We start from the raw sequence: 21,781 nt of genomic DNA, 5'->3' as shown, positions 1-21,781 counted from the left end.
TCTACCTGGAGGTGCCACCGATGCCCCGAACGCTCGAACCGGGGGGGCTGGATCAACTGCCGTCGCCGCTCCCGCGGCGGCTCGCCACCATCCTGCGGCCGGAGCTGCCCAGCCTGGCGCAGGAGATCATCGAAGAGATCCCGCGGGCGCTCCCCGAGTACGACCGCCCCCTGCAGACCCCGTACTCCCAGGCGCTGACGATCGGCGTTGAACGGGCCCTGATCCAGTTCGTGGCGCGGGTGGCCGAGGCCTCGCCGTCCACCGTCCGCCACGACGACACCTACCGCAGGCTGGGCCGTTTCGAGGCGCACGAGGGCCGCTCCCTGGACAGCCTCCAGGCCGCCTACCGGATCGGCGCCCAGGTCGCCTGGCGCCGTGTCATGCGGCTGGCCGCGCGGCACGACCTGTCCTCGACCGTCACGGCGCGGCTGGCGGACGCCCTCTTCGCCTACATGAACGAGCTGGCGTCGCTCTCCCTGGCCGGCTACATGGACGCCCGCCCGGCCGAGATCGAGGACCAGCGGCGGCGGCTCCTCCAGCTGCTCCTGCGCCGTCCCACCAGCGCGTCCGACCGGGCCATCGGCGAGCTCGCCGAGCTCACCGACTGGGAGGTGCCGGCCGAGGTCACCCTCGTCGCCGTGCCGCCGGACGCGCGCTGCGTGCGCGGCGCGCTGGACTGCGACGTGCTGGTCGACCTCACCGCCGACGAGCCGCACCTGCTGGTGCCGTGCGGGTCGTCGGCCGGCGCGCCGGTGCCGCTGTCGGACGAGCGCCGCGCGATGCTCGCCGAGGCGTTCCCCGACGATCCCGTCGCGGCCGGTCTGACGGTGCCGATCGAGTTCGCCGCCGACTCGCTGCGGTGGGCACGCCAAGCGCTTTCCCTGGTCGAGACCGGAATCCTCGACGACGGCCCGGTCATCTCCTGCGAAGATCATCTGGTCACGTTGTGGTTGTTGTCGGACTGCACGCTGATCGACCAGGTCGCGCGCCGGCAGCTGGCCGGGATGAACGACCTCGAGCACGGCCAGCGGGAACGGCTCGTCGCCACCCTCCACACCTGGCTGACGACCAGGGGCACCGCCGCGGAAATGGCGGAGACCCTGCATGTTCACCCGCAGACGGTGCGGCATCGCATCAAACGGCTCGAAAAGGAGCTCGGCGGCCGGCTCACCGACCCGGACGACCGCTTCGCGATCGAGATCGTGCTGCGTGCGATGTGGGTCAGGAACAGGTCCCGCACTGAACGTGAGGAGTACCGGGACGAAGGGTGAGGGCACTCACCCGATGACAATTTGATGTTGAGTCGGAGGTCGGTTTTCGCAGATCAACCGAACTCTTCCGGAAAGGCTTGATTAGCCGCTCCACTTCGTGCTGATATCAAATAGCACCTTTATTTGATATTCGGAGGTGGACGGAAAGTGGTCCGCAGATCGGCACGTGGGACGGTCCTCGCCGGACTCGGCGCGGCGGCCGTCCTGGTCGTGGGGTCGGCCGTCCCGGTGGCCGCCGACCCCACGCCCACCCCCTCGGGCACCGAGGCGACCGATCCGCCGACCGATCCGCCCACGGACCCGCCCACGGACCCGCCGACCGACCCGCCTACGGATCCCCCCACCGATCCCCCGACGGACCCGCCGACGGACCCGCCGACCGATCCCCCGACGGATCCCCCCACGGACCCGCCCACCGATCCGCCGACCGACCCGCCCACGGATCCCCCCACCGATCCGCCCACGGACCCGCCCACCGACCCCCCGACGGACCCGCCGACCGACCCGCCGACCACTCCGCCCGGTTCGTCCACGCCGGTCCTGTCGGTGGGGCTGGCGATGAGCTACCCGGTCGTCGCGCCCGGCGGCTCGCTGACGGCGCAGGTGCGGGTCTCCTCGGCGAAGGCGAACGCGGGCGGCACCACGGTGCGCGTCGCCGCCAAGGGCGTGTCGGTGAGCCCGGCGTCGCAGACCCTCGGCACCGTGAACGGCTCGGGGCGGGCCGCGCTGGCCACCGTGAGGTTCCCGGCCAACACCGAGCACGGCGCGGTCACGATCGTCGCGACGGTCAGCGCGCGGAAGGCGGCGACGCGGACGGCGTCGGCGACCGTCGTCGTCACCGACCCGCGCAACATCTCGCTGCCGGCCGCCTCCGGGCTGGGCGGCGTGCTCCCGGCGGGCTTCCCCGGCGGTGGCGGCAGCCCGCCCATGGGCGGCTTCAACCCGCTCAACCTGCCGCCGAGCCAGGTCGCCCTGCCCCCGATCGCCACGCCGCAGATCGCGCCGGACGCGCAGCCCCTCGCGTCGATGACGGCGCTGCGGGCGGGCTTCGAACCCGTCCTCGGCGACGATGTCCTGGCCGCGCTGCAGGCGGGGTGGCTCGCGGCGCTGGTGACCTCCGTGTCACTGCTGCTGGCCAGGCTGCGGCTGGCCCGCCGGCACCACACCCCGGCCCGGCGGGCCCGCCGTGTCCTCTTCCTCCCGTACGGGGAGAGGCTGCCCGCGGGCTTCACCCTCCCCAAGGGCGTCCAGATCCCCAAGGGCAAGAAGCTGACCGCGGCCCGGCTGCGCACGCTTCCGCCCCAGCCCGCACGGCCCGTGCGCCTGTTCTGGGTCCCGCTGCGCGCCGCCCGCCCGTGACCTGCCGGTCGGGCGGGCGGCGGCTCCTCACCCGGTGAGGCGGCCGCTCACTTGGTGATGAGGTAGTCCGCGGCCTTGGCCTTGCGGGTGGACGCCCAGAACTCGAAGGTGTGCCCGGGCCACAACGTGCGGTTGACGCCGCCCTCGTCCAGGTACCAGCTCTGGCAGCCGCCCTCGCTCCAGACCGCCCTGCGCAGCCGGTTGTGCATGCGGTCGTTGAACGAGCGCAGCGCCTCGGGGCGCGGTTCGATGGCGTCGCCGCCGCCGTCCTGGAGCAGCCTGAGACAGCTCAGCACGTGCTGGATCTGCACCTCGATCATGAAGACGACCGAGTTGTGGCCCAGCCCGGTGTTGGGGCCGAGCAGGGTGAAGAAGTTGGGGAAGCCGGGGTAGGTCGTGCCGCGGTAGGCCTCGATGCCGTTCGCCCACAGCTCCTGGATCTTCTGGCCGTTCCGGCCGGTGATGGTCTGGTCGTTGAGCGCGTCGGTGACCTTGAAGCCGGTGCCGTAGATGATGGCGTCGACCTCGTACTCCCGGCCGTCGGTGGTGACGATCGAGTTGGCGCGCACCTCGGCGACGCCGCTGGTCTCGACCTCGACGTTCGGGCGCGCGAGCGCCGGATAGTAGTCGTTGGACAGCAGCACGCGCTTGCAGCCGATGGTGTAGTCGGGGGTGACCTTGGCGCGCAGCTCGGGGTCGCGGATCTGGCGCTTGATGTGCCAGCGGGCGAGCTTCTCCATCGGCACCGACAGGCGCGGGTCGATGGTGAAGCCGACGGCGCGGGCCTCCAGCGTCCAGTAGATGCCGTGGCGCAGCGCGCGGGCCGCGCCCGGCACCTTCTCGAACGCCTTGCGCACCGGCGCGGGGAACGCGCGGTCGGGCTTGGGCTGGATCCACGGCGGCGTGCGCTGGAAGAGCACCAGGTCGTCGACCTGCTCGGCGATCTGCGGCACGAACTGGATCGCGGACGCGCCGGTGCCGATGACCGCGACGCGCCTGCCGCGCAGGTCGTAGGAGTGGTCCCACTCGGCGGAGTGGAACGCGGTGCCCTGGAAGTTCTCGATGCCGGGCAGATCGGGGTAGGACGGGATGTGCAGGGCCCCGATCCCGGAGACGACGGCCTTCGGCGTGAGGACGGTGCCGCCGGCGAGCGTCACGTTCCAGCGGCGCGTGCCGTCGTCGTACTCGATCGCGTCCACCTGGGAGCCGAAGCGGACGTGGTCGCGCACCCGGTACTTGTCGGCGGTCTGCTCCATGTAGGAGCGGATCTCCGGCTGCGGCGCGAACATCCGGGTCCAGCCGGGGTTGAGCTCGAAGGAGAACGAGTACATGTGCGACGGGACGTCACAGGCGCAGCCCGGGTAGGTGTTGTCGTGCCAGGTGCCGCCGAGGGCTTCGCTCTTCTCCAGCACGACGAAGTCGTGGAAGCCGTGCTTCTTCAGCTGGATCGCCATGCCGAGCCCGGCGAACCCGGAGCCGATGATGACGATCGCCGGGGAGGAGGCGCTGTCGCTCATGTCGATTCCCTTGTTCCGCGTTAACCTACTTTCGGTAAGTTACCGCGAGTAGGTTACTGACGGTAGGTCCAACAGATAGGATTTCGTTGTGAGCACCGCCACACCGCGCCGCCGCCGGATGTCACGCGCCGAGCGCGAGCGGCAGATGCTGGACGTGGCGGAGGCGGTCTTCGCCGAGCAGGGCTACCGCAGCACCTCGATGGACGAGATCGCCGACCGCTGCGGCGTCTCCAAGCCGATGTTGTACGAGTACTTCGGCTCCAAGGACGGGCTCTTCCACGCGTCCATGGCCCGTTCGAAGGCCGAGCTCTACGACGTGACCCAGAAGGCCATGGCGGGCGCGACCGACCCCCGCGACATCCTCTGGCGCGGCATGCTCGCCTACTTCGAGTTCGTCGACTCGCACAGCGACGGGTTCGTGACGTTGCTGTCCGAGCCCCTCAACGTGCCGGCCGACAGCGGCGACCTGGTCGAGGAGACCCGGCAGCAGCAGAGCGCGCTCATCACCGGCGTGCTCAAGTCGTTCGCGCCGGACGCCCCGGACGCGACGCTCCAGGCGTTCACCGAGATCATCATCGGCGGTTGCGAGCGGCTCGCGTTGTGGCGCACGCGCCATCCCGACGCGATGAGCGTCGAGGAGGCCGCGGGGCACATGACCGAGTTCTGCTGGCAGGGCCTCAGCCCCTACCTGCCCTAGGTCGCCGCGTCCCCGCCGCCGCCGGCCGCGTCCAGGCGCCGGTGCAGCGCGTCGAGCGCCTCGATGAACAGGTCGAGCCCGAACTCGAAGTCGGTCTCCGGGTCGTAGCGCGCCAGTTGCGGCGCGAACGCGATGACGTGCGGGTATTCGGCCGGGTCCAGGCCGCCCGTCCCCTCGGTGATGGGCGTCTCGTGGTCGAGCACCTTGGCGTGGCCGACCTCGCGCATCTGCGCGCCGAGCGCGTACGCCATCAGCGCCCGCATGATGCGCACCGACGTCTCGCCGTCGAAGCCGGCCGCGGACGCCAGCGCGAGCGCCCGCTCGGCGGGGCGCAGCCCGATCGGGGTGTCGATCTTGTGCGTGAACACGATGGTCATCGACCGCGGGTAGTCGTGCGCGACCTTGCGAAACGCGCGCACGAGGGCGCGGGCCCGGTCGGTGAACGGCTCGTCCGGATCGTCGGGCAGGTCCATCCCCGCCACCACGTACTCCGCCACGCCCTCCAGGAGGGCGGACTTGTTGGGCACGTGGTTGTAGAGCGACATCACCGCCACGCCGAGCTCGGCCGCCACCCCGCGCATGGACAGGCCGTCCACGCCGCCGCGCTCGATCAGGTCCACCGCGGCCTGCACGATGCGCTCACGGGTGAGCACCGGGCGGGTCACCGGGGTGACAGAGGTCACTCGCTTAGCCATCGGTCCGTCCCTTTCCGACCGTTGACGCGTGTAAGTGCCGCGTGACACGGTACGTACATCGTACGTAAGACGTACAACGTACGTCGCCAAGTACGGTCACGACTCCGCAGCGCCCGCCCACCGTGGAGGATGCCCGTGTCGACCCATGACCTCTACACCTCGCCCGTCGACAAGTCCACCTGGAACGTGCCCGCGACCGGCGACGCCCGGTTCACCTGGGAGTACGACGACGGCCGTGACCGGCTCCTCGCCCTGTACCAGAAGGGCAAGGACAAGCAGTGGGACAGCGAGAAGCGCATCGACTGGGATCTGGAGGTCGATCCCACCAACGCGCTCGGCGTGCCCGACCAGTCGCTGGCCATCTGGGGCACGAAATACTGGGACATGCTCAGCGCCAGGGAGATCGGCGAGCTGAGGCGGCACTCGGTGTCGTGGCAGTTCTCCCAGTTCGTGCACGGCGAGCAGGGCGCGATGATCACGGCCGCCCGGATCGTGGAGTCGGTGCCCGACCTGGACGCCAAGTTCTACTCGGCCACGCAGACCATGGACGAGGCCCGGCACGTCGAGATCTTCTCCCGGTTCCTCCAGGAGAAGATCGGCATGGTCTACCCGATCAACACCAAGCTCCAGGACCTGCTGAACGAGACGCTGGGCGACTCCCGCTGGGACATGCCCTACCTCGGCATGCAGGTGCTCATCGAGGGGCTCGCGCTCGCCGCGTTCGGCGTCATCCGCGACATCACCACCAAGCCGCTGCCCAAGCAGATCCTGGCGTACGTCATGCAGGACGAGGCGCGGCACGTCGCGTTCGGGCGGCTGGCCCTGCGCGACTACTACAAGCAGCTGTCACCGGCGGAGCTGCGGGAGCGCGAGGACTTCGTCATCGAGGGCTGCCACCTCATGCGCGACCGCATCCGCGGCCGGGAGATCTGGACCAACTTCGGCATCGACCCGAGGGAGGTCGACCACATGGTCGAGAACTCCCCGTACATGCGGATGTTCCAGAGCCTGCTGTTCAGCCGCATCGTCCCGTGCGTCAAGGACATCGGGCTGTGGAGCGAGCGCATCCAGAAGGCCTATGACGACATGGGCGTGCTCGACATGTCCAAGGCCGACCTCGAGGCGCTGATGGGGCAGGACGAGGAGATCGCCGAGAAGCTGGACGCCGAGCGGTTCGCGGTCGAGGAGGCCGACCGCAAGGCCGAAGTGGACGCGGTGATCGCGGCGGAGGCCGCCTCGTGAGTACCTTTTCCTGAGATCCCCTTCCCCCGGAGGTACTCATGCCCATCGCGCAGTTCGACGGAGCACTCGCCGTCGTGACAGGGGCCGGCAGCGGCTTCGGCCGCGCCACCACGCTGGCCCTGGCCGAACGCGGCGCCACGGTCGTCGCGGCCGACATCGACCTGGAGTCGGCGGAGCGCACGATCGTCCTGGCCGCGGCGCTCGGCGCGAAGGGGACGGCCTACCAGGTGGACGTGGCGGACGCCGCGGCGATGGAGTCGTTCGCGGAGGCCGTCCGGGCCGACTTCCGGGTGCCCGACATCCTCGTCAACAACGCCGGGATCGCGGTCGCCGGCCCGTTCCTCGACACCGGGCTGAAGGACTGGGAGCGCATCGTCGGCGTCAACCTGTGGGGCGTGATCCACGGCTCGCGGCTGTTCGGCGGGCAGATGGCCGAGCGCGTCGCCAACCTGCCCACCAAGCCGGACAAGCCCAACAAGGGCGGGCACATCGTCAACATCGCCTCCGCCGCCGGCTACACCCCGTCCCGGGAGCTGCCCGCCTACTGCACGACCAAGGCGGCCGTGGTGATGCTCAGCGAGTGTCTGCGGGCCGAGCTCGCGAGCTCGCGCATCGGCGTCACCGCCGTCTGCCCCGGCTTCGCCGACACCAACATCGCGCGCAACGCCACCTACGTGGGGGTCGGCGAGGACGAGCAGCGGCAGGTGCGCGAACGCGGCGCACGCGCGCTGCGGATGCGCCGCTACCCCGCGGAGAAGGTGGCCGAGCGGATCGTCGACGCGATCGCCAAGAACAAGCCGCTCGTGCCGGTCAACTTCGAAGGGCACCTCCTGCACGCGCTCTCGCGCGTCTCGCCCGCCTCGCTGCGCCTGATCGCCCGGATACCGGCGCCACTTCGTTAGGAAAGCTCCGCTAGGAGGCCCCCATGACCACCCCGGCCGCCGTCACCGACCGCCCCCGGACCTGGACCGCGAAGGTCCGCTGCAGGGATGGGGACCACACGCTCGACCTGACCGACCGCGAGGTGGTCGCCGCGCGGCTCCTCAAGACGTCCCGGAGACACTCGTTCGACCCGCACGTGGACGTCGACTGGGACGCGCCACAGGACCCGGACCGCTTCTACCTGCCGCCACCGCTGGTGTCGCTGTACGAGACGCCGCTGTGGGACCGGATGACGCACCGGCAGCGGGTCGAGCTGAGCAAGCACGAGCTGTGCAGCATCGCCTCGTTCGGCATCTGGTCGGAGATGTTGCTCATGCAGTCGCTGGTGCAGCACTCCTACCGGCTCCGGTACGACAGCGACCACGTCGCGTACGCGCTGACGGAGATCGCCGACGAGTGCCGCCACTCGGTCATGTTCGCGCGCATGGTGAAGACGTGCGGGCTGCGCACCCACCGGCCGCGCGGGCCGGTCTTCCAGTTGGGCAAGGTCGTGGCGGCGGTCTACGACCCGATGCCGATGTTCGCCGGCGTGCTCCTCGTCGAGGAGCTCACCGACGCGTTCCAGCGGCTGACGTTCCCGGACGAGGAGATGCAGCCGATGGTCCGGCAGGTCACCCGGATCCACGTGATCGAGGAGGCCCGGCACATCAAGTACGCGCGGGAGGAGCTCAAGCGGCTGGTCGTCCGCAAGCCCGCGGTGCAGCGCCGCGCCGCGGCCTACGGGCTGGCGCAGGCCACCCGGCTCATGGCCGCCGAGATCATCCATCCGTCCTGCTACGCCGGCGTCGGACTCGACCCCGGCATCGCCCGCCGGGTCGCGGCGCGCAGCCCGCACCGCCGCGCCACGATGGCGTGGTCGCTGGCCAAGTGCACCGCCTTCTTCGACGAGGTCGGCTTCCTGGACGGCCCCGCGCGGAACGTCTGGATCAAGGCCGGCCTGCTGGCCCCCGGAGGAAGTACGCCGGCGCCTCGGTGACGTCGACGGCCGCCGGGTGGTCGATCATCGCGAGGCAGGCGCCGTAGCCCGGCCCCGGCTCGAGCCGGCGCATGGCCATGCGGCCCGGCAGGTCGGGACGGCCCTCCCAGCCGACCAGCCGCGGCGGGTCGGCGGGCGCGGACATGCTCAGGCGGGTGAGGCCCACGCGCAGGCCGTCTCCGGTCGCCTTGAGGGCGGCCTCCTTGCGGGTCCAGTACGCCAGGAGCGCGTCGGGGCTCATCCCGGCCGCCGCGGCGTCGGCCTTCTCGGCGGGCGCCAGCAGATGGCCGGCGATGCTCTCGTTGGCGCGGCCGGCCTCCTCGACGTCCAGGCCCACCGGACCGTGCGCGGAGATCGCCACACCGACCCGGTCGCCGGAGTGCGAGACCGACACGTGCGGGCCGCCGTCGATCACCGGGCGGCCGTGCGGCTTGCCGCAGTCGTCGCACGCGCGGTCGATGCGAACGTGTTCCGGAGAGATGCCGAGCGCCGTTCCGACGGCGATTCGGGTGATGGCCGCACCGAGTGTGAACCGGTCGCGGTCGGCGTCACGGAGATACCGTTCCCGGCGCCCGCGTTCGACCGAGTCGAGCAGGGCCTCGTGCGCCGGCCGTACGTCCGCGAGCGTCGCCCACCAAACTGCAACCGGTTCCACCTTCGCTCCATTCATCGTCCGTCTGTTGTCACATTAAGCGATGGTCCGGTCGGGCCGGTGCGGAACCTTTTTGCGAACACGTCGAGTGGTCCACTCCTTACACCAGTGAGGGCCGCAGGGCGATGGTCCACCCTGCGGCCCTTGTGCCGACTTACTCCTCGTGACCTGGGGCTACTACACCCAGGACACTCCTACCAATTGCGCGTACACGCGTCGACCTCCTCCTCCCCACGGGCCGACCGCACCGGACGCCGCCCTCCCACTGAGCCGGGCCGGTACCGCCCTCCCCTATACCGAAACAGCCTAGAAGCGAATGACGGCAGCCATGCCACGATCGGCCGAACCAGGACAAAAATGGTTCAACTCAACGGAACCCGCCAAGCACTTCTCGGGCCGCCTCGGTGGCTTTGGCGAGGCATGTCCGCTCACGCGAATCCGCTTCATTTTTACTCTCGGCATATTCGCTGTAACTCACGGCTATCACCGCATTGCGAAGGCGCACGGTGACCTGACCGACGACGGTCGGTTGGCCTTTGTCGACTTTGAACCAGCGGAACGCCTCGTCGCCCAGACCGGACTGGCGGTTGAGGCTCACCGTGCGTTCCAGCGTGGGCTGCCTCGCCTGCGTCCACTGAGCATCGTAGTAGCCCTTGGCGTCATCGACCGGCGTGTCGGACTTGTCGGGCGGGTAGAGGTGCGCCTCGACCCGCAGCCAGCGCGACTCGGGACCGGCGGAGGCGTAGGTGCAGGTGGTGAGCGTGCTGTTGCGGCTCTCCTCCTGGCGCCTGGCGCCGGGGACGAGCCGGTTGACGGTGCCCTGCGAGATCGTGCCGCAGGACGCGGGCAACGCGGTGATCGGGGGCGCTCCGGCCACGGGCGGGCCGGACGGCGCGGTGCTCGGGCTCGTGGTCGGCTCGGCCGGGGGCGAGGCCGGCTCGGACGCCGACGGCGCGCCGGTCTGCGCCCCGGTGGGCGTGGGCGCCGCGGACCCGGCGGTCCGCTCGCCGCTCTTGCCGCCGAGGCCCGGCACGAGCAGGAACACCACGACGGCCGCCACGGCGAACGACACCAGCGCCGTCACGACGGCGGCCGGCCGCGGACGGCGGGCGCGCGCCGGGGGCTCCGGCGGCGAGTAGACGCGCGGGAATGGCTCCGGTGGACGAGGACGCCCCACTCTTGCTCCTCACTCCCCCGACAGCCCTGTTCTCCTCGCAAGGTAATCGGCTGACCGTGGTCCTGACCAGACACCCTGGTGGCGGCAAATGTCAGACCCTGTGGACACAATGGGGGTGTGCTGCTCGCCGATATCGCTCGAACGTCGGACGCGGTGACCGCCACGTCCGGCCGCAAGACCAAGGTAAGTCTGCTCGCCGAGTGCTTGCGCACGGCCGAGCCGGGCGAGGCCGCCGTCGTGGTCGCCTACCTGTCCGGTGACCTGCCCCAACGCCAGATCGGGGTGGGTTACGCCGCGTTGCGTGACATTCCCGGGCCGGCCACCGGGCCGTCGCTCACCGTCCTCGAGGTCGACGCGGCGTTCACCGAGATCGGCGAGGTCTCGGGCAAGGGCTCGGTCGCCCGGCGGCGCACCCTGCTCGGCGGCCTCCTGGGCCGCGCCACCCACGCCGAGCAGGACTTCCTCATCCGTTTCCTCGCCGGCGAGCTGCGCCAGGGCGCGCTCGACGGCGTGATGGCCGAGGCGATCGCGGCCGCCGCCGAGGTTCCGGCGACCGAGGTGCGGCGAGCGGTGATGTTGCGCGGCGCCCTGGGCCCGGTCGCCACCGCCGCCCTCGCCGGCGGCGTGACCGCCCTGCGCGCGTTCCGCCTCGAGGTGGGCCGCCCGATCAAGCCGATGCTCGCCGCCGCCGCGCCCGACATGGACGAGGCGTTCGCCAAGCTGACCGGCGAGGTGGCCGTCGAGTGGAAGATGGACGGCATCCGCGCCCAGATCCACGTCTCGCCGGCCGGCGTCCGCGTGTTCACCCGCACCCTCGACGACATCACCGACCGCCTGCCCGAGGTGGTCGAGGCGATGCGCGGGCTCGCGCTCGACACCGGCGTCTTCGACGGCGAGCTCATCGCGCTCCGCCCGGACGGCCGCCCCCACCCGTTCCAGGTCACCTCCGCGCGCACGATGACCCGCACCCACAGCGACGACTCGGTGCCCCTCTCGGTCCTCCTGTTCGACGTGCTGCACCTCGACGGCGACGACCTGCTCGACGCGCCCGCCGCCGACCGCCAGGCCGCGCTCGCCCGGGTCGTCCCGGACGACCTGCGCATGCCGCGCATCGTCACCGACTCGGCCGCCACCGCCACCGCCTTCTTCACCGAGTCCGTCAGGCTCGGCCACGAGGGCGTGGTCGTGAAGTCGCTCGACACCCCCTACACCGCGGGCCGCCGCGGCGCCGGCTGGATCAAGGTCAAGCCGCGGCACACCCTCGACCTGGTCGTCCTCGCGGTCGAGTGGGGCCACGGCCGCCGCAAGGGTTACCTCTCCAACCTCCACCTCGGCGCCCGCGACCCCGCAACCGGCGGCTTCGTCATGCTCGGCAAGACGTTCAAGGGCCTGACCGACAAGCTGCTCGCCTGGCAGACCGACGCGCTGCGCGCCCTCGCCGTCCGCGAGGACGACTGGACCGTGCACGTCCGTCCCGAGCTCGTCGTCGAGATCGCCTTCGACGGCGTCCAGCACAGCCCGCGCTACCCCGGCGGCATCGCGCTGCGCTTCGCCCGCGTCCTGCGCTACCGCCCCGACAAGTCCGCCGCCGAGGCCGACACCATCGACACCGTGCGCGCCATCGCCCCGGTCATGGACTGACCCGCGGGCCCTGGCTGCGGCTGTGCCGTGTCGCCGCGGCACAGCCTTTGCCGTGTCGCTGCGGCGCACCGGCGGCCGGGGCGCCGATGATGGTGACTCGGTGACATCGGGGGTGACCAGTGACATCGGGGGCGATCATGCGTGACACTGCCGTCCGTACCGTGGCGGCCCGGTTCCCGGCCGCCCTGGCCGGGGCCGCGCTCGGCCTGCTCGCGGTGGCTCAGCCCGCCGGCGCCGCCGCGGCCCCGCCTCCTCCCGCCGCGGGGCCTGCCGCGGCCGTGCCCCGTGCGGGCGACACCGCGCCCGGCGCCGCCGCCGTCGCTCCCGGGGCGGACGACCCCGTGCCCGGCACGGCGGGCGCCCTGGAGGAGCAGGACAACCCGGAGCCCAAGCCCAACACCGAGCTCAAGGCCGAGGCCCCGTTCGGCCTCCAGTTCGGGCTCGACGCCGACCCCTTCTCCGTCAGCCGCTGAGCGAGCCGAGGTCGAGGTCGAGGGCGGCCAGGCGGTCACGGTCACGGTCACGGTCACGGTCACGGTCACGGTCACGGTCACGGTCACGGTCACGGTCACGGTCACGGTCACCGAGGATGTCCATCTCGACGATCCTCCCGTTCACGATCGTGCCCCTTCGATCAGGTCTGTCACCGTGATGACGGACCCGGCCGCCCGGTTGTGACGGCGGGGCTCCGGACGATCTCCTCTGGCGGGCTCGCGCGCCCCTCTGGCGGCTCGCGCTACTCGACCTTGGAGCGGCCGCCGCGCGGGTCCGTCACGCCCTTGCGGCGATGCCTGAGGTCGAGGTCGTGGCGTCCCGCGATGAACTCCTGGACCCAGATCTTCACCCTGATGAGAGGACGCCGGAAGCGTTCCTCGTGCCACTGCGCGCTGCGCGCCTTGCGCGAGCCGGGCTCGTACCGCCATCGCGCCCAGGGCGATCCGGGCCGGGCGATGCGGATCGCGCCGATGATCAGGATGATCGGCACGAAGAGCCCGAGCAGACCCGTCCAGATCTTGCCCTTGAGCAGGGTGATCACGGCCAGGACCAGGTTGCCGCCCAGCGAGAACGCGTAGACGCCGACGAGGACGGCGCGGCTGGTGTCGCCGTCGGGGTCGGGCTGGATGCCCTCGAAGCCGAGCGGGCGCACGCCGATCAGGAGCAGCCCGGTCACCGCGATCGCGACGAAGACCGCGTCGACCGAGGCCCGGCCCTTCTCGGTCCAGTAGACGTCGTCCAGGTGCAGGATCAGCGCGAACTCGTCCAGGACCAGGGCCGAGCCCATGCCGAAGACGACCGCGGCGACGACGTTGAAGCCGCCGTAGAGGTCGGGCACGGCGAAGCCCGCCACCCCGCCGACGAGCATCAGCACCACGCCGAACACCACGTGGTGGATGTGCATCTCGCCGACCTTGACGTTCTTGAACCACCACCGCACGTCGGCGCGGATCAGCCGGACGTTCATCCGTGTCAGCACGAACATCACGATGAACGCCACCAGGAACGAGAACAGCGGCAGCCGGCCCGTCTCCACGATCCGGTGCGTGAACAACTCGATCATGAGCCCCCCGTATCCCCCATGATGCCCTGTGACATGCGCGGATATCGTGGAGTGCGGAACGATCACGAACGATCACGGACGAGGGGGCAGAGATGAGCCGCATCGTGGACCGCTGCGACCCGGGCCGCCGGGAGTGGATCTCGGAGGCGATCCGGAAGGTCGAGGCCGACTCCAACCGCAGCGCCGACACGCATCTGCACGTCTTCCCCCTTCCGCCCGAGTGGGGCATCGACTTGTACCTCAAGGACGAGTCGGTGCACCCGACCGGGTCGCTGAAGCACCGGCTGGCGCGGTCGTTGTTCCTGTACGGGCTGGCCAACGGCTGGATCTGCGAGGACACCACGATCATCGAGGCGTCCAGCGGCTCGACCGCGGTGAGCGAGGCGTACTTCGCCCGGCTCCTCGGCCTGCCGTTCGTCGCGGTGATGCCGGCGTCGACCAGTCCCGAGAAGATCCAACTCATCGAGTTCTACGGCGGCCGCTGCCATCTGGTGAACGAGCCGGGAATGATTTACGAGGAGTCGCGGCGGCTGGCCGAGGAGTGCGGCGGGCACTTCATGGACCAGTTCACCTACGCCGAGCGCGCCACCGACTGGCGCGGCAACAACAACATCGCCGAGTCGATCTTCGAGCAGCTGTCACTGGAACGTTTCCCCGAGCCGTCCTGGATCGTGGTCGGGGCGGGCACCGGCGGCACGTCGGCGACGATCGGGCGGTACGTGCGCTACCGGCGGTTCGAGACCCGGGTGGCCGTGGTCGACCCCGAGGGTTCGGCGTTCTACGGCGCGTTCAGCGACCACGACCCGGACCGTACGGCGGAGGGCTCGCGGATCGAGGGCATCGGGCGCCCCCGGGTCGAGCCGTCGTTCCTGCCGACCGTGATCGACCGGATGGTGCGGGTGCCGGACGCGGCGTCGATCGCGGCGATGCGCTGGACCACCGAGGTCACCGGCCGCAGCGTCGGCGGCTCGACCGGCACCAACATGTGGGCGGTGGCGGAGCTGGTCGCCGGGATGCGGGCGCGCGGCGAGCGCGGCAGCGTGGTGACGCTGATCTGCGACGGCGGCGAACGGTACGCCCGCACGTACGGCTCGGACGCGTGGCTGGCCGAACGCGGGCTGGCCGTCGGTCCCTACGTGGAGGCCCTGCGCGCGTTCCTCAAGACCGGTGAGATGCCCGTCGAGGCCTGACATCGGCGCGCGACGCCGAGGCCTGACGCCGAGGCCCGGCACCGGCGCGAGGGCGCTAGCCGGACAGGCGGATGGGGTTGACGAGGTCGGCGTAGATCAGCAGTCCGCCCATGACGATGAAGATGATCGCCATCACGTACGTCAGCGGCAGCGCCTTGGCCACGTCGACGTAGCCGGGGTCGGGACGGCCGAAGAGCCGGGCGAAGAACTTCTTGATCGCCTCCAGCAGCGCCCCGGCCATGTGCCCGCCGTCCAGCGGCAGCAGCGGCACCAGGTTGAACAGGCCGATCGCCAGGTTGATCGAGGCGAGCAGCCCGACGAAGATCGCGATCTTGCGCTGGGCGGGCCAGTCGGAGGCGACGACCTCGCCGCCCAGGCGGCTGACGCCGACGACGCCGACCGGGCCGTTGGGGTCGCGGTCCTGGCCGCCGAACGCCGCGTGCCAGACGCCGACCATCTTCTGCGGCATGCGCACCAGCGCGCCCGCGGTGTGCGCGGTCATCGTGCCGAACTGCTCGGCGACCGCGACCGGGCCCTGCCGCTCGTAGACGAACTCCGAGAGCGGGGTGATGCCGAGGAACCCGACCGTGACGGTCTTGGTCTCGTCCTTCAGGTCGGGCATCTGGTTCTTGATGATCGGCACCTGGAGGGGGACCCACTGCCCGCCGCGCTCGACGACCACCGGGACGGTCTTGCCGGCCGACTCGCGGATCAGGCCCTGGAGTTGCGGGTAGTCCTTGATCGGCTGACCGGCGAACGAGACGAAGCGGTCACCGGGCTTGATCCCGACCTGGGCGGCCGGGGTGGGCGCGGCGTTCGCCGGGCACGTCGCGGTCGCCTGCGCGGCCGGGACCACGCACTCGCTGACTGCGCTGACCACTGGGCGGGCGATGCGGTTCTCCTGGCCGATCCCCATGATCAGGATGGCGAAGAAGAGCACCGCGAGCAGGAGGTTCATCGCCGGGCCGGCGAACATGATGGTGAGCTTCTGCCACCACTTCTTGGCGTAGAAGACCCGGTCCTCGTCGCCGGGGCGGACCTCCTCCAGCGCCGCGCCGCGGGCCGACTCGATCAGCCCCTGCCACGGGCCGGTGCTGATCTGGCGGACCTGGCCCGGCGCGTCGCCCTTGCGCGGCGGCAGCATGCCGATCATGCGGATGTAGCCGCCGAGCGGGATCCACTTGATCCCGTACTCGGTCTCGCCCCTGGTCCTGGACCAGAGCGTCGGACCGAACCCGACCATGAACTGCGGCGTCCGCACGCCGAACTTCTTGGCGAACGTGAAGTGCCCGAGCTCGTGCAGGGCGATGGAGCCCATGAGGCACAGGAAGAAGCCCAGCACACCCGCCACCCAGAGCAGCCAGTCCATGTGCGCGCGTCCCCTCTGTGTCCTGCGCCGGTCCCGCGCCGGTCCCGGTCTCGTGCCGGGTCTCGTGCCGGTTCCGCGTGTCCCATGCCGGTTCGTGATCTCCAGCGACCCGTTCAGGGTACGTCATGGGCGATGCTCCCCGGGGTCAGCCGAGGAAGCCGCGGAGCAAGGCCGCCGTGCCCTCCAGATGCTCGGCCACGGCGCGTCTGGCGGCCTCCGGGTCGCCGGCCAGGATCGCCGTCACGACCGCGGCGTGCTGGACGGCGGCGTGCTCGATGTTGCGCTGGAGCACCGGGATCGCGTTCAGCAGGTCGGTGACCCGCATGCGCGCGTCGGCGCAGGCGCCGGCCAGCAGCTCCGAGCCGGTGAGCTCGGCGATCGTGAGGTGGAAGAGGGTGTCGAGGCGCCGGTAGTCGGCCTCGCCCGCGGTGTTGACCGCGTCCAGGGCGGCGCGCAGCCGGGCGGCGTCCGCGGGCGAGAGGCCGGTGGAGGCCAGGTGGGCCGCGGCACCGGTCTCGACCGCCATCCGGTACGTGAGCGCGTCGGCGAGCTGCTCGCCGCGGCCCGCCGCGACCCGGGCCAGATCGCCGCGGCGCGGCCGGGGCGGCCGGTAGGTGACGAAGGTGCCGCCGGCGCGGCCCCGCCGGGACTCCACGTATCCCTCCTGCTGGAGCGCCCTGATGGCCTCCCGCAGCGTCACCCGGCTCACGCCCAGCCGGGGCGCCAGCTCACGTTCGGGCGGGAGTTTCCCGCCGTGGCCGACCACGCCCAGCTTGATCACCTGGAGCAGCCGCTCGACGGTCTCCTCGAACGCGTTGCCGGCGCGGACGGGCCGGAACACCGCCCCGATGCCCGGTTCGGCGGCGGGCTCAGCGGCGGGCTCGGCAGCGGGCTCGGCAGCGGGCTCGGCGGCGGGCTCGGCGGCGGGCTCGCCGGCGTCGCCCAGCCCAGGGTCGCCCAGCCCGGTGTCGCCCTGCATCGCCGCCCTCCACCGCCCCCGATTCCGGGAGCCACGTTACATGTCTGTTTCGCGTCGGCCAGGCTCTTGACGCCACCGCGACCATAACCATTAATGGTCTGACATTAGCCCGTTTAACGACGTGCTAGGCAGCCGGCCGGCAGCGCAGATGGACCCCGACCCCTCCGCACGGATCACTAGGAGGCGCTCGTGAGCGTCGACGAGCACAAGGCATCCGCCCAACCGCCCGATTCACTGTCCGCCGACGAGAAGCGCCTGCACGAGCTCGGCTACGCGCAGGAGCTCAGCCGCTCGATGTCCGGCTTCTCCAACTTCGCGGTCTCGTTCACCATCATCTCGGTGCTGAGCGGCTGCCTCACCTCCTACACGATCGGCCTGGCCGGCGGCGGCCCGGTGATCATCACCTGGGGCTGGCTGTTCGTCGGCGCCATGACCCTGCTGGTGGCGCTGGCCATGGCCGAGGTCTGCTCCAGCTACCCCACCGCCGGCGGCCTCTACTACTGGGCGGCCAAGCTCGCGTCGACCAACAGCGCCGCGTGGTCGTGGTTCACCGGCTGGTTCAACTTCATCGGCCAGGTCGCGGTCACGGCGGCGATCGTCTACGGCTCGGCGGCGTTCCTGAACCCCCTGCTGGACCTGCAGTTCGGCTACTCGGTGTCGCTCGGCCACACCTTCGTGCTCTTCACCGTCATCCTGGCGGTCCACGCGCTGCTCAACCAGTTCGGCGTGAAGCTGGTCGCGCTGCTGGGCAACGTCAGCGTCTGGTGGCACGTCATCGGCGTCGCGGTCGTCGTCGGGGTGCTGGTGTTCAAGCCCTCCGAGCACCAGTCGGCGGGCTTCGTCTTCACCGAGTTCGTCAACGGGAGCGGCTGGCAGTTCGGCTGGTACGCGGCGCTGATCGGCCTGCTGCTGTCCCAGTACACGATGACCGGCTACGACGCCTCCGCGCACATGACCGAGGAGACCAGGGACGCCGCGCGCAGCGGGCCCAAGGGCATCGTCAACTCGGTGCTGGTGTCGGTGATCGCCGGCTGGATCCTGCTGGTCGGCGTCACGTTCGCCATCCAGGACTACGACGCGGCGCTCACCGAGGGCCCGGCGGGCATCTTCGTCGCGGCGGCCGGCGAGACCACCGGCAAGCTGCTGATCCTCATCTCGTTCGTCGCGCAGTTCTTCTGCGGCATGGCCTCGGTCACCGCCAACTCCCGCATGATCTACGCGTTCTCGCGGGACGGCGCCCTGCCGTTCTCCCGCCTCTGGCACGCGATCAACAAGCGCACCCGCACCCCCACCAACGCGATCTGGCTCGCGGCCGGCGGCGCGTGGGTGCTGGCCCTGCCCGCGATCTGGAACAAGACCGCCTACCTGGCCGTCACCTCGGTCGCGGTGATCGGCCTCTACATCGCGTACGTGATCCCGACGTTCCTGCGGCTGCGGCAGGGCGACCGGTTCCAGCGCGGGCCGTGGCACCTCGGCCGGTGGAGCAGGCCCGTCGGGATCGTCGCGGTCGCCTGGGTGCTGTTCATCTCGGTGGTGTTCATGCTGCCCCCGGTCAACCCGATCACGCGGGACTCCTTCAACTACTCCCCCGTGGCCGTGCTGGTCGTGCTCGGCGGCGCGGGCCTGTGGTGGCTGGTGTCGGCGCGCACGTGGTTCACCGGGCCCAAGGTGCAGGGCAGCGCCGAGGAGCTCGCCGCGATCGAAGAGGACCTGAAGTCCGTCGGCTGACCCCCGGCCGACCCACCACCCCGAGGAAGGCGGACGCCCGTGCCCCCATCTCCCCCACCTCTCACCATGGAACAGCTGTGGGTCGAGGCCGAGGCCGGCCAGATCGACACGGTGATCATCGCGATCACCGACATGCAGGGGCGCCTGCAGGGCAAGCGGCTGTCGGCGCGCTACTTCCTGGAGGAGGTGGCCGGGCACGGGTCCGAGGGCTGCAACTACCTGCTCGCGGTGGACGTCGACATGAACACCGTGGACGGCTACGCGATGTCGTCGTGGGACCGGGGCTACGGCGACTTCGTGATGCGGCCCGACATGGGCACGCTGCGGCGCGTTCCGTGGCAGGAGGGCGCGGCCCTGGTCTTCGCCGACCTCGGCTGGGAGGACGGCTCCCCGGTGGTCGCCTCCCCGCGCCAGATCCTGCGGCGCCAGCTCGGCCGGCTCGCCGAACGCGGGTGGGGCGCGTACGTCGGCACCGAGCTGGAGTTCGTCGTCTACCAGGACACCTACGAGCAGGCCTGGGACAAGGCCTACCGGGACCTGACCCCGGCCAACCGGTACAACGTCGACTACTCGCTGCTCGGCGGCTCCCGGGTCGAGCCGCTGCTGCGGCGCGTCCGCAACGGCATGGACGGCGCCGGGATGTACGTGGAGTCGGCGAAGGGCGAGTGCAACCTCGGCCAGCACGAGATCGCGTTCCGCTTCGCCGACGCCCTCGCCACCTGCGACAACCACGTCCTCTACAAGACCGGCGCCAAGGAGATCGCCGCCCAGGAGGGCATGTCGATCACGTTCATGGCCAAGCCGAACGAGCGGGAGGGCAACTCCTGCCACATCCACATCTCGCTGCGCGCCGCCGACGGCACGCCGGTCATGGCGGGCGACGGCCCGTACGGCCTGTCCAAGGTCGGCGAGCACTTCATCGCCGGGCAGCAGGCGGCGCTGCGCGACCTCACCCTGCTGTACGCGCCCACCATCAACTCCTACAAGCGCTTCCAGCCCGGCTCGTTCGCCCCAACGGCGATCAAGTGGGGCGTCGACAACCGCACCTGCGCGCTGCGCCTCGTCGGGCACGGGCCGTCCCTGCGCGTCGAGAACCGGGTGCCCGGCGGCGACGTCAACCCCTACCTCGCGGTCGCGGGCCTCGTCGCCGCCGGGCTGCGCGGCATCGACGACGAGCTGCCGCTGGAGGAGCCCTGCACCGGCAACGCCTACGCCACCGACGCCCCCACGGTCGTCGGGACGCTGCGCGAGGCGGCGGCCGACTGGGGCCGCAGCGAGCTCGCCGAGCGGGCCTTCGGCGCGGAGGTCGTGGCGCACTACGCCAACTACGCCCGGGTCGAGCTGGAGGCCTACGACCGGGCGATCACCGACTGGGAGCTGCGCCGCGGCTTCGAGCGCCTGTGAACGAACGCCGGCCCGGGGGGACCATGGACTTCGATGTGATCAATCCGGCGACCGGGAAGGTCGTCGAGACCGTCACGCTGGCGTCCGCCGAGGAGACCGACGCCGCGGTGGAACGTGCCCGGCGGGCGTACGGGACCTGGCGGAACGTGGCCCCCGGCGACCGGGCCCGCCTGCTGCGCGCGTTCGCCGCGGCCGTCGACGCCCATGTCGGGGAGCTCGCCGCCCTGGAGGTCGCCAACGCGGGCCACCCCGTCGGCCAGGCCCGCTGGGAGGCGGGCAACGTCCGCGACGTCCTCTCCTACTACGCGGCGGCGCCGGAACGGCAGTTCGGGCGGCAGATCCCGGTGCCCGGCGGGCTGGACGTCACGTTCGCCGAGCCGCTCGGCGTGGTCGCGGTGATCGTGCCGTGGAACTTCCCGATGCCGATCCTCGCCTGGGGCGCGGCCCCCGCCCTCGCCGCCGGCAACGCCGTGATCGTCAAGCCGGCCGAGCTCACCCCGCTCACCGCCCGCCGCATCGGCGAGCTGGCCCTCGACGCCGGGATCCCCGAGGGCGTCCTCCAGATCCTGCCCGGCGCCGGCCCGGTCGCCGGCGCCCGGCTGGTCGAGCACCCGGACGTCGCGAAGATCGTCTTCACCGGCTCCACCCGGGTCGGCAAGGAGATCATGTCCGCGGCCGGGTCGCGGGTGAAGCGGGTGACGCTGGAGCTCGGCGGCAAGAACGCCAACATCGTCTTCGCCGACGCCGACCTGGAGAGGGCGGCCGCGACCGCCCCGTACGCCGTCTTCGACAACGCCGGCCAGGACTGCTGCGCCCGGTCCCGCCTCCTGGTCCAGCGCGAGGTCCACGACCGTTTCCTGGAGCTCCTCGAACCCGCCGTCGCGGGCGTGGTCGTCGGCGACCCCGCCGACCCGGCGACCGAGATGGGCCCGCTGATCAGCGCCGCCCACCGGGCCAGGGTCGCCTCCTACGTCCCGGACGAGGTGGCGTTCCGCGGCTCGGCCCCGGACGGCCCCGGCTTCTACTTCCCGCCGACCGTCCTCGCCGGGCCGGGCGTCACCGATCTCCCCGCCTGGCACGACGAGGTCTTCGGCCCGGTCGTCACCGTCGCCCCGTTCGACGACGAGGCGGACGCCGTCCGGCTGGCCAACGACACCCCCTACGGGCTCGCGGGCTCGATCTGGACCCGCGACCTCGGCCGCGGCATCCGCATGGCCCGCGCCGTCGAGGCCGGCAACCTCTCGGTCAACTCCCACTCCGCCGTGCGCTTCTGGACCCCGTTCGGCGGGTTCAAGCGGTCCGGGCTGGGCCGCGAGCTGGGGCCGGACGCGCTGGACGCCTTCACCGAGACCAAGAACGTCTTCATCGCCACCGACTGAGGAGA

The 21,781-nt window shown here is 71.3% G+C and carries 20 protein-coding genes; 12 read left to right on the top strand and 8 right to left on the bottom strand.

Features of this window, described 5'->3' with window-relative positions; genetic code table 11:
* Positions 1-20: 20 nt before the first annotated feature.
* Complete coding sequence (locus tag ABZ810_RS09250; protein WP_358401282.1) at positions 21-1,271, top strand: helix-turn-helix domain-containing protein; 1,251 nt, start codon at positions 21-23, stop codon at positions 1,269-1,271.
* 147 nt (positions 1,272-1,418) lie between these two features.
* Positions 1,419-2,630 (top strand): hypothetical protein, encoded by a 1,212-nt coding sequence (locus ABZ810_RS09245; protein WP_358401279.1) that lies wholly within the window; start codon positions 1,419-1,421, stop codon positions 2,628-2,630.
* A 47-nt stretch (positions 2,631-2,677) separates the two neighbouring features.
* Here ABZ810_RS09245 and ABZ810_RS09240 read toward each other — a convergent pair whose 3' ends face one another.
* Positions 2,678-4,147, bottom strand: a complete 1,470-nt coding sequence (locus ABZ810_RS09240) for an NAD(P)/FAD-dependent oxidoreductase (protein WP_358401276.1) — start codon at positions 4,145-4,147, stop codon at positions 2,678-2,680.
* Positions 4,148-4,235: 88 nt separating this feature from the next.
* Here ABZ810_RS09240 and ABZ810_RS09235 point away from each other — a divergent pair, with 88 nt between their 5' ends.
* On the top strand, positions 4,236-4,844 hold the full coding sequence (locus tag ABZ810_RS09235) for a TetR/AcrR family transcriptional regulator (protein WP_358401273.1): 609 nt from the start codon (positions 4,236-4,238) through the stop codon (positions 4,842-4,844).
* Here the strand turns inward: ABZ810_RS09235 and ABZ810_RS09230 are convergent.
* Positions 4,841-5,539 carry a TetR/AcrR family transcriptional regulator C-terminal domain-containing protein gene (locus ABZ810_RS09230; protein WP_358401271.1) on the bottom strand — a complete coding sequence of 233 codons (699 nt, stop codon included), beginning with the start codon at positions 5,537-5,539 and terminating at the stop codon, positions 4,841-4,843. The genes ABZ810_RS09235 and ABZ810_RS09230 overlap by 4 nt on opposite strands.
* A gap of 135 nt (positions 5,540-5,674) precedes the next feature.
* Here ABZ810_RS09230 and ABZ810_RS09225 point away from each other — a divergent pair, with 135 nt between their 5' ends.
* The 3 genes from ABZ810_RS09225 to ABZ810_RS09215 are packed head-to-tail and all read left to right on the top strand — an operon-like array spanning position 5,675 to position 8,699.
* Positions 5,675-6,781 (top strand): ferritin-like domain-containing protein, encoded by a 1,107-nt coding sequence (locus tag ABZ810_RS09225; RefSeq protein WP_358401268.1) that lies wholly within the window; start codon positions 5,675-5,677, stop codon positions 6,779-6,781.
* Between the two features lie 38 nt (positions 6,782-6,819).
* The gene (locus ABZ810_RS09220; protein ID WP_358401265.1) at positions 6,820-7,683 is read left to right on the top strand and encodes an SDR family NAD(P)-dependent oxidoreductase; all 864 of its coding nucleotides are present in this window, start codon (positions 6,820-6,822) and stop codon (positions 7,681-7,683) included.
* A gap of 23 nt (positions 7,684-7,706) precedes the next feature.
* Positions 7,707-8,699 (top strand): diiron oxygenase, encoded by a 993-nt coding sequence (locus ABZ810_RS09215; RefSeq protein WP_358401263.1) that lies wholly within the window; start codon positions 7,707-7,709, stop codon positions 8,697-8,699.
* Here the strand turns inward: ABZ810_RS09215 and ABZ810_RS09210 are convergent.
* Both ABZ810_RS09210 and ABZ810_RS09205 read right to left on the bottom strand, forming a co-directional pair.
* On the bottom strand, positions 8,650-9,354 hold the full coding sequence (locus ABZ810_RS09210; protein WP_358401261.1) for a 4'-phosphopantetheinyl transferase superfamily protein: 705 nt from the start codon (positions 9,352-9,354) through the stop codon (positions 8,650-8,652). The genes ABZ810_RS09215 and ABZ810_RS09210 overlap by 50 nt on opposite strands.
* A gap of 364 nt (positions 9,355-9,718) precedes the next feature.
* Positions 9,719-10,435, bottom strand: a complete 717-nt coding sequence (locus ABZ810_RS09205; RefSeq protein ID WP_358401258.1) for a hypothetical protein — start codon at positions 10,433-10,435, stop codon at positions 9,719-9,721.
* Positions 10,436-10,645: 210 nt separating this feature from the next.
* Between ABZ810_RS09205 and ABZ810_RS09200 the strand changes: the two genes are divergently transcribed.
* Together ABZ810_RS09200 and ABZ810_RS09195 are read left to right on the top strand one after the other, a co-directional pair.
* Positions 10,646-12,169 carry an ATP-dependent DNA ligase gene (locus ABZ810_RS09200; protein WP_358401256.1) on the top strand — a complete coding sequence of 508 codons (1,524 nt, stop codon included), beginning with the start codon at positions 10,646-10,648 and terminating at the stop codon, positions 12,167-12,169.
* A 137-nt stretch (positions 12,170-12,306) separates the two neighbouring features.
* Positions 12,307-12,642: a hypothetical protein gene (locus ABZ810_RS09195; RefSeq protein ID WP_358401253.1), complete on the top strand. Its 336-nt coding sequence runs from the start codon at positions 12,307-12,309 to the stop codon at positions 12,640-12,642.
* Here the strand turns inward: ABZ810_RS09195 and ABZ810_RS09190 are convergent.
* Positions 12,632-12,787 carry a hypothetical protein gene (locus ABZ810_RS09190; RefSeq protein ID WP_358401250.1) on the bottom strand — a complete coding sequence of 52 codons (156 nt, stop codon included), beginning with the start codon at positions 12,785-12,787 and terminating at the stop codon, positions 12,632-12,634. The genes ABZ810_RS09195 and ABZ810_RS09190 overlap by 11 nt on opposite strands.
* Before the next feature lie 118 nt (positions 12,788-12,905).
* Positions 12,906-13,727: a hypothetical protein gene (locus tag ABZ810_RS09185; RefSeq protein WP_358401247.1), complete on the bottom strand. Its 822-nt coding sequence runs from the start codon at positions 13,725-13,727 to the stop codon at positions 12,906-12,908.
* 92 nt (positions 13,728-13,819) lie between these two features.
* Between ABZ810_RS09185 and ABZ810_RS09180 the strand changes: the two genes are divergently transcribed.
* Positions 13,820-14,917 carry a PLP-dependent cysteine synthase family protein gene (locus ABZ810_RS09180; protein WP_358401244.1) on the top strand — a complete coding sequence of 366 codons (1,098 nt, stop codon included), beginning with the start codon at positions 13,820-13,822 and terminating at the stop codon, positions 14,915-14,917.
* Positions 14,918-14,972: 55 nt separating this feature from the next.
* Here the strand turns inward: ABZ810_RS09180 and ABZ810_RS09175 are convergent, their stop codons facing one another.
* Positions 14,973-16,286, bottom strand: a complete 1,314-nt coding sequence (locus tag ABZ810_RS09175) for a site-2 protease family protein (protein ID WP_358401241.1) — start codon at positions 16,284-16,286, stop codon at positions 14,973-14,975.
* A gap of 145 nt (positions 16,287-16,431) precedes the next feature.
* Positions 16,432-17,265 carry an FCD domain-containing protein gene (locus tag ABZ810_RS09170; protein ID WP_358401238.1) on the bottom strand — a complete coding sequence of 278 codons (834 nt, stop codon included), beginning with the start codon at positions 17,263-17,265 and terminating at the stop codon, positions 16,432-16,434.
* A 189-nt stretch (positions 17,266-17,454) separates the two neighbouring features.
* Between ABZ810_RS09170 and ABZ810_RS09165 the strand changes: the two genes are divergently transcribed.
* The 3 genes from ABZ810_RS09165 to ABZ810_RS09155 all read left to right on the top strand — a co-directional run bounded on the left by ABZ810_RS09165 (position 17,455) and on the right by ABZ810_RS09155 (position 21,776).
* The gene (locus tag ABZ810_RS09165; protein WP_358401235.1) at positions 17,455-18,993 is read left to right on the top strand and encodes an amino acid permease; all 1,539 of its coding nucleotides are present in this window, start codon (positions 17,455-17,457) and stop codon (positions 18,991-18,993) included.
* A gap of 66 nt (positions 18,994-19,059) precedes the next feature.
* Positions 19,060-20,397, top strand: a complete 1,338-nt coding sequence (locus ABZ810_RS09160) for a glutamine synthetase family protein (protein ID WP_358401232.1) — start codon at positions 19,060-19,062, stop codon at positions 20,395-20,397.
* 23 nt (positions 20,398-20,420) lie between these two features.
* On the top strand, positions 20,421-21,776 hold the full coding sequence (locus ABZ810_RS09155; protein ID WP_358401229.1) for an aldehyde dehydrogenase family protein: 1,356 nt from the start codon (positions 20,421-20,423) through the stop codon (positions 21,774-21,776).
* Positions 21,777-21,781: the final 5 nt, after the last annotated feature.

Origin of the sequence: Spirillospora sp. NPDC047279 (assembly GCF_040643285.1) — a bacterium.
Classification (GTDB): domain Bacteria; phylum Actinomycetota; class Actinomycetes; order Streptosporangiales; family Streptosporangiaceae; genus Spirillospora.
This window is presented reverse-complemented; position numbering and strand designations above follow the sequence as displayed.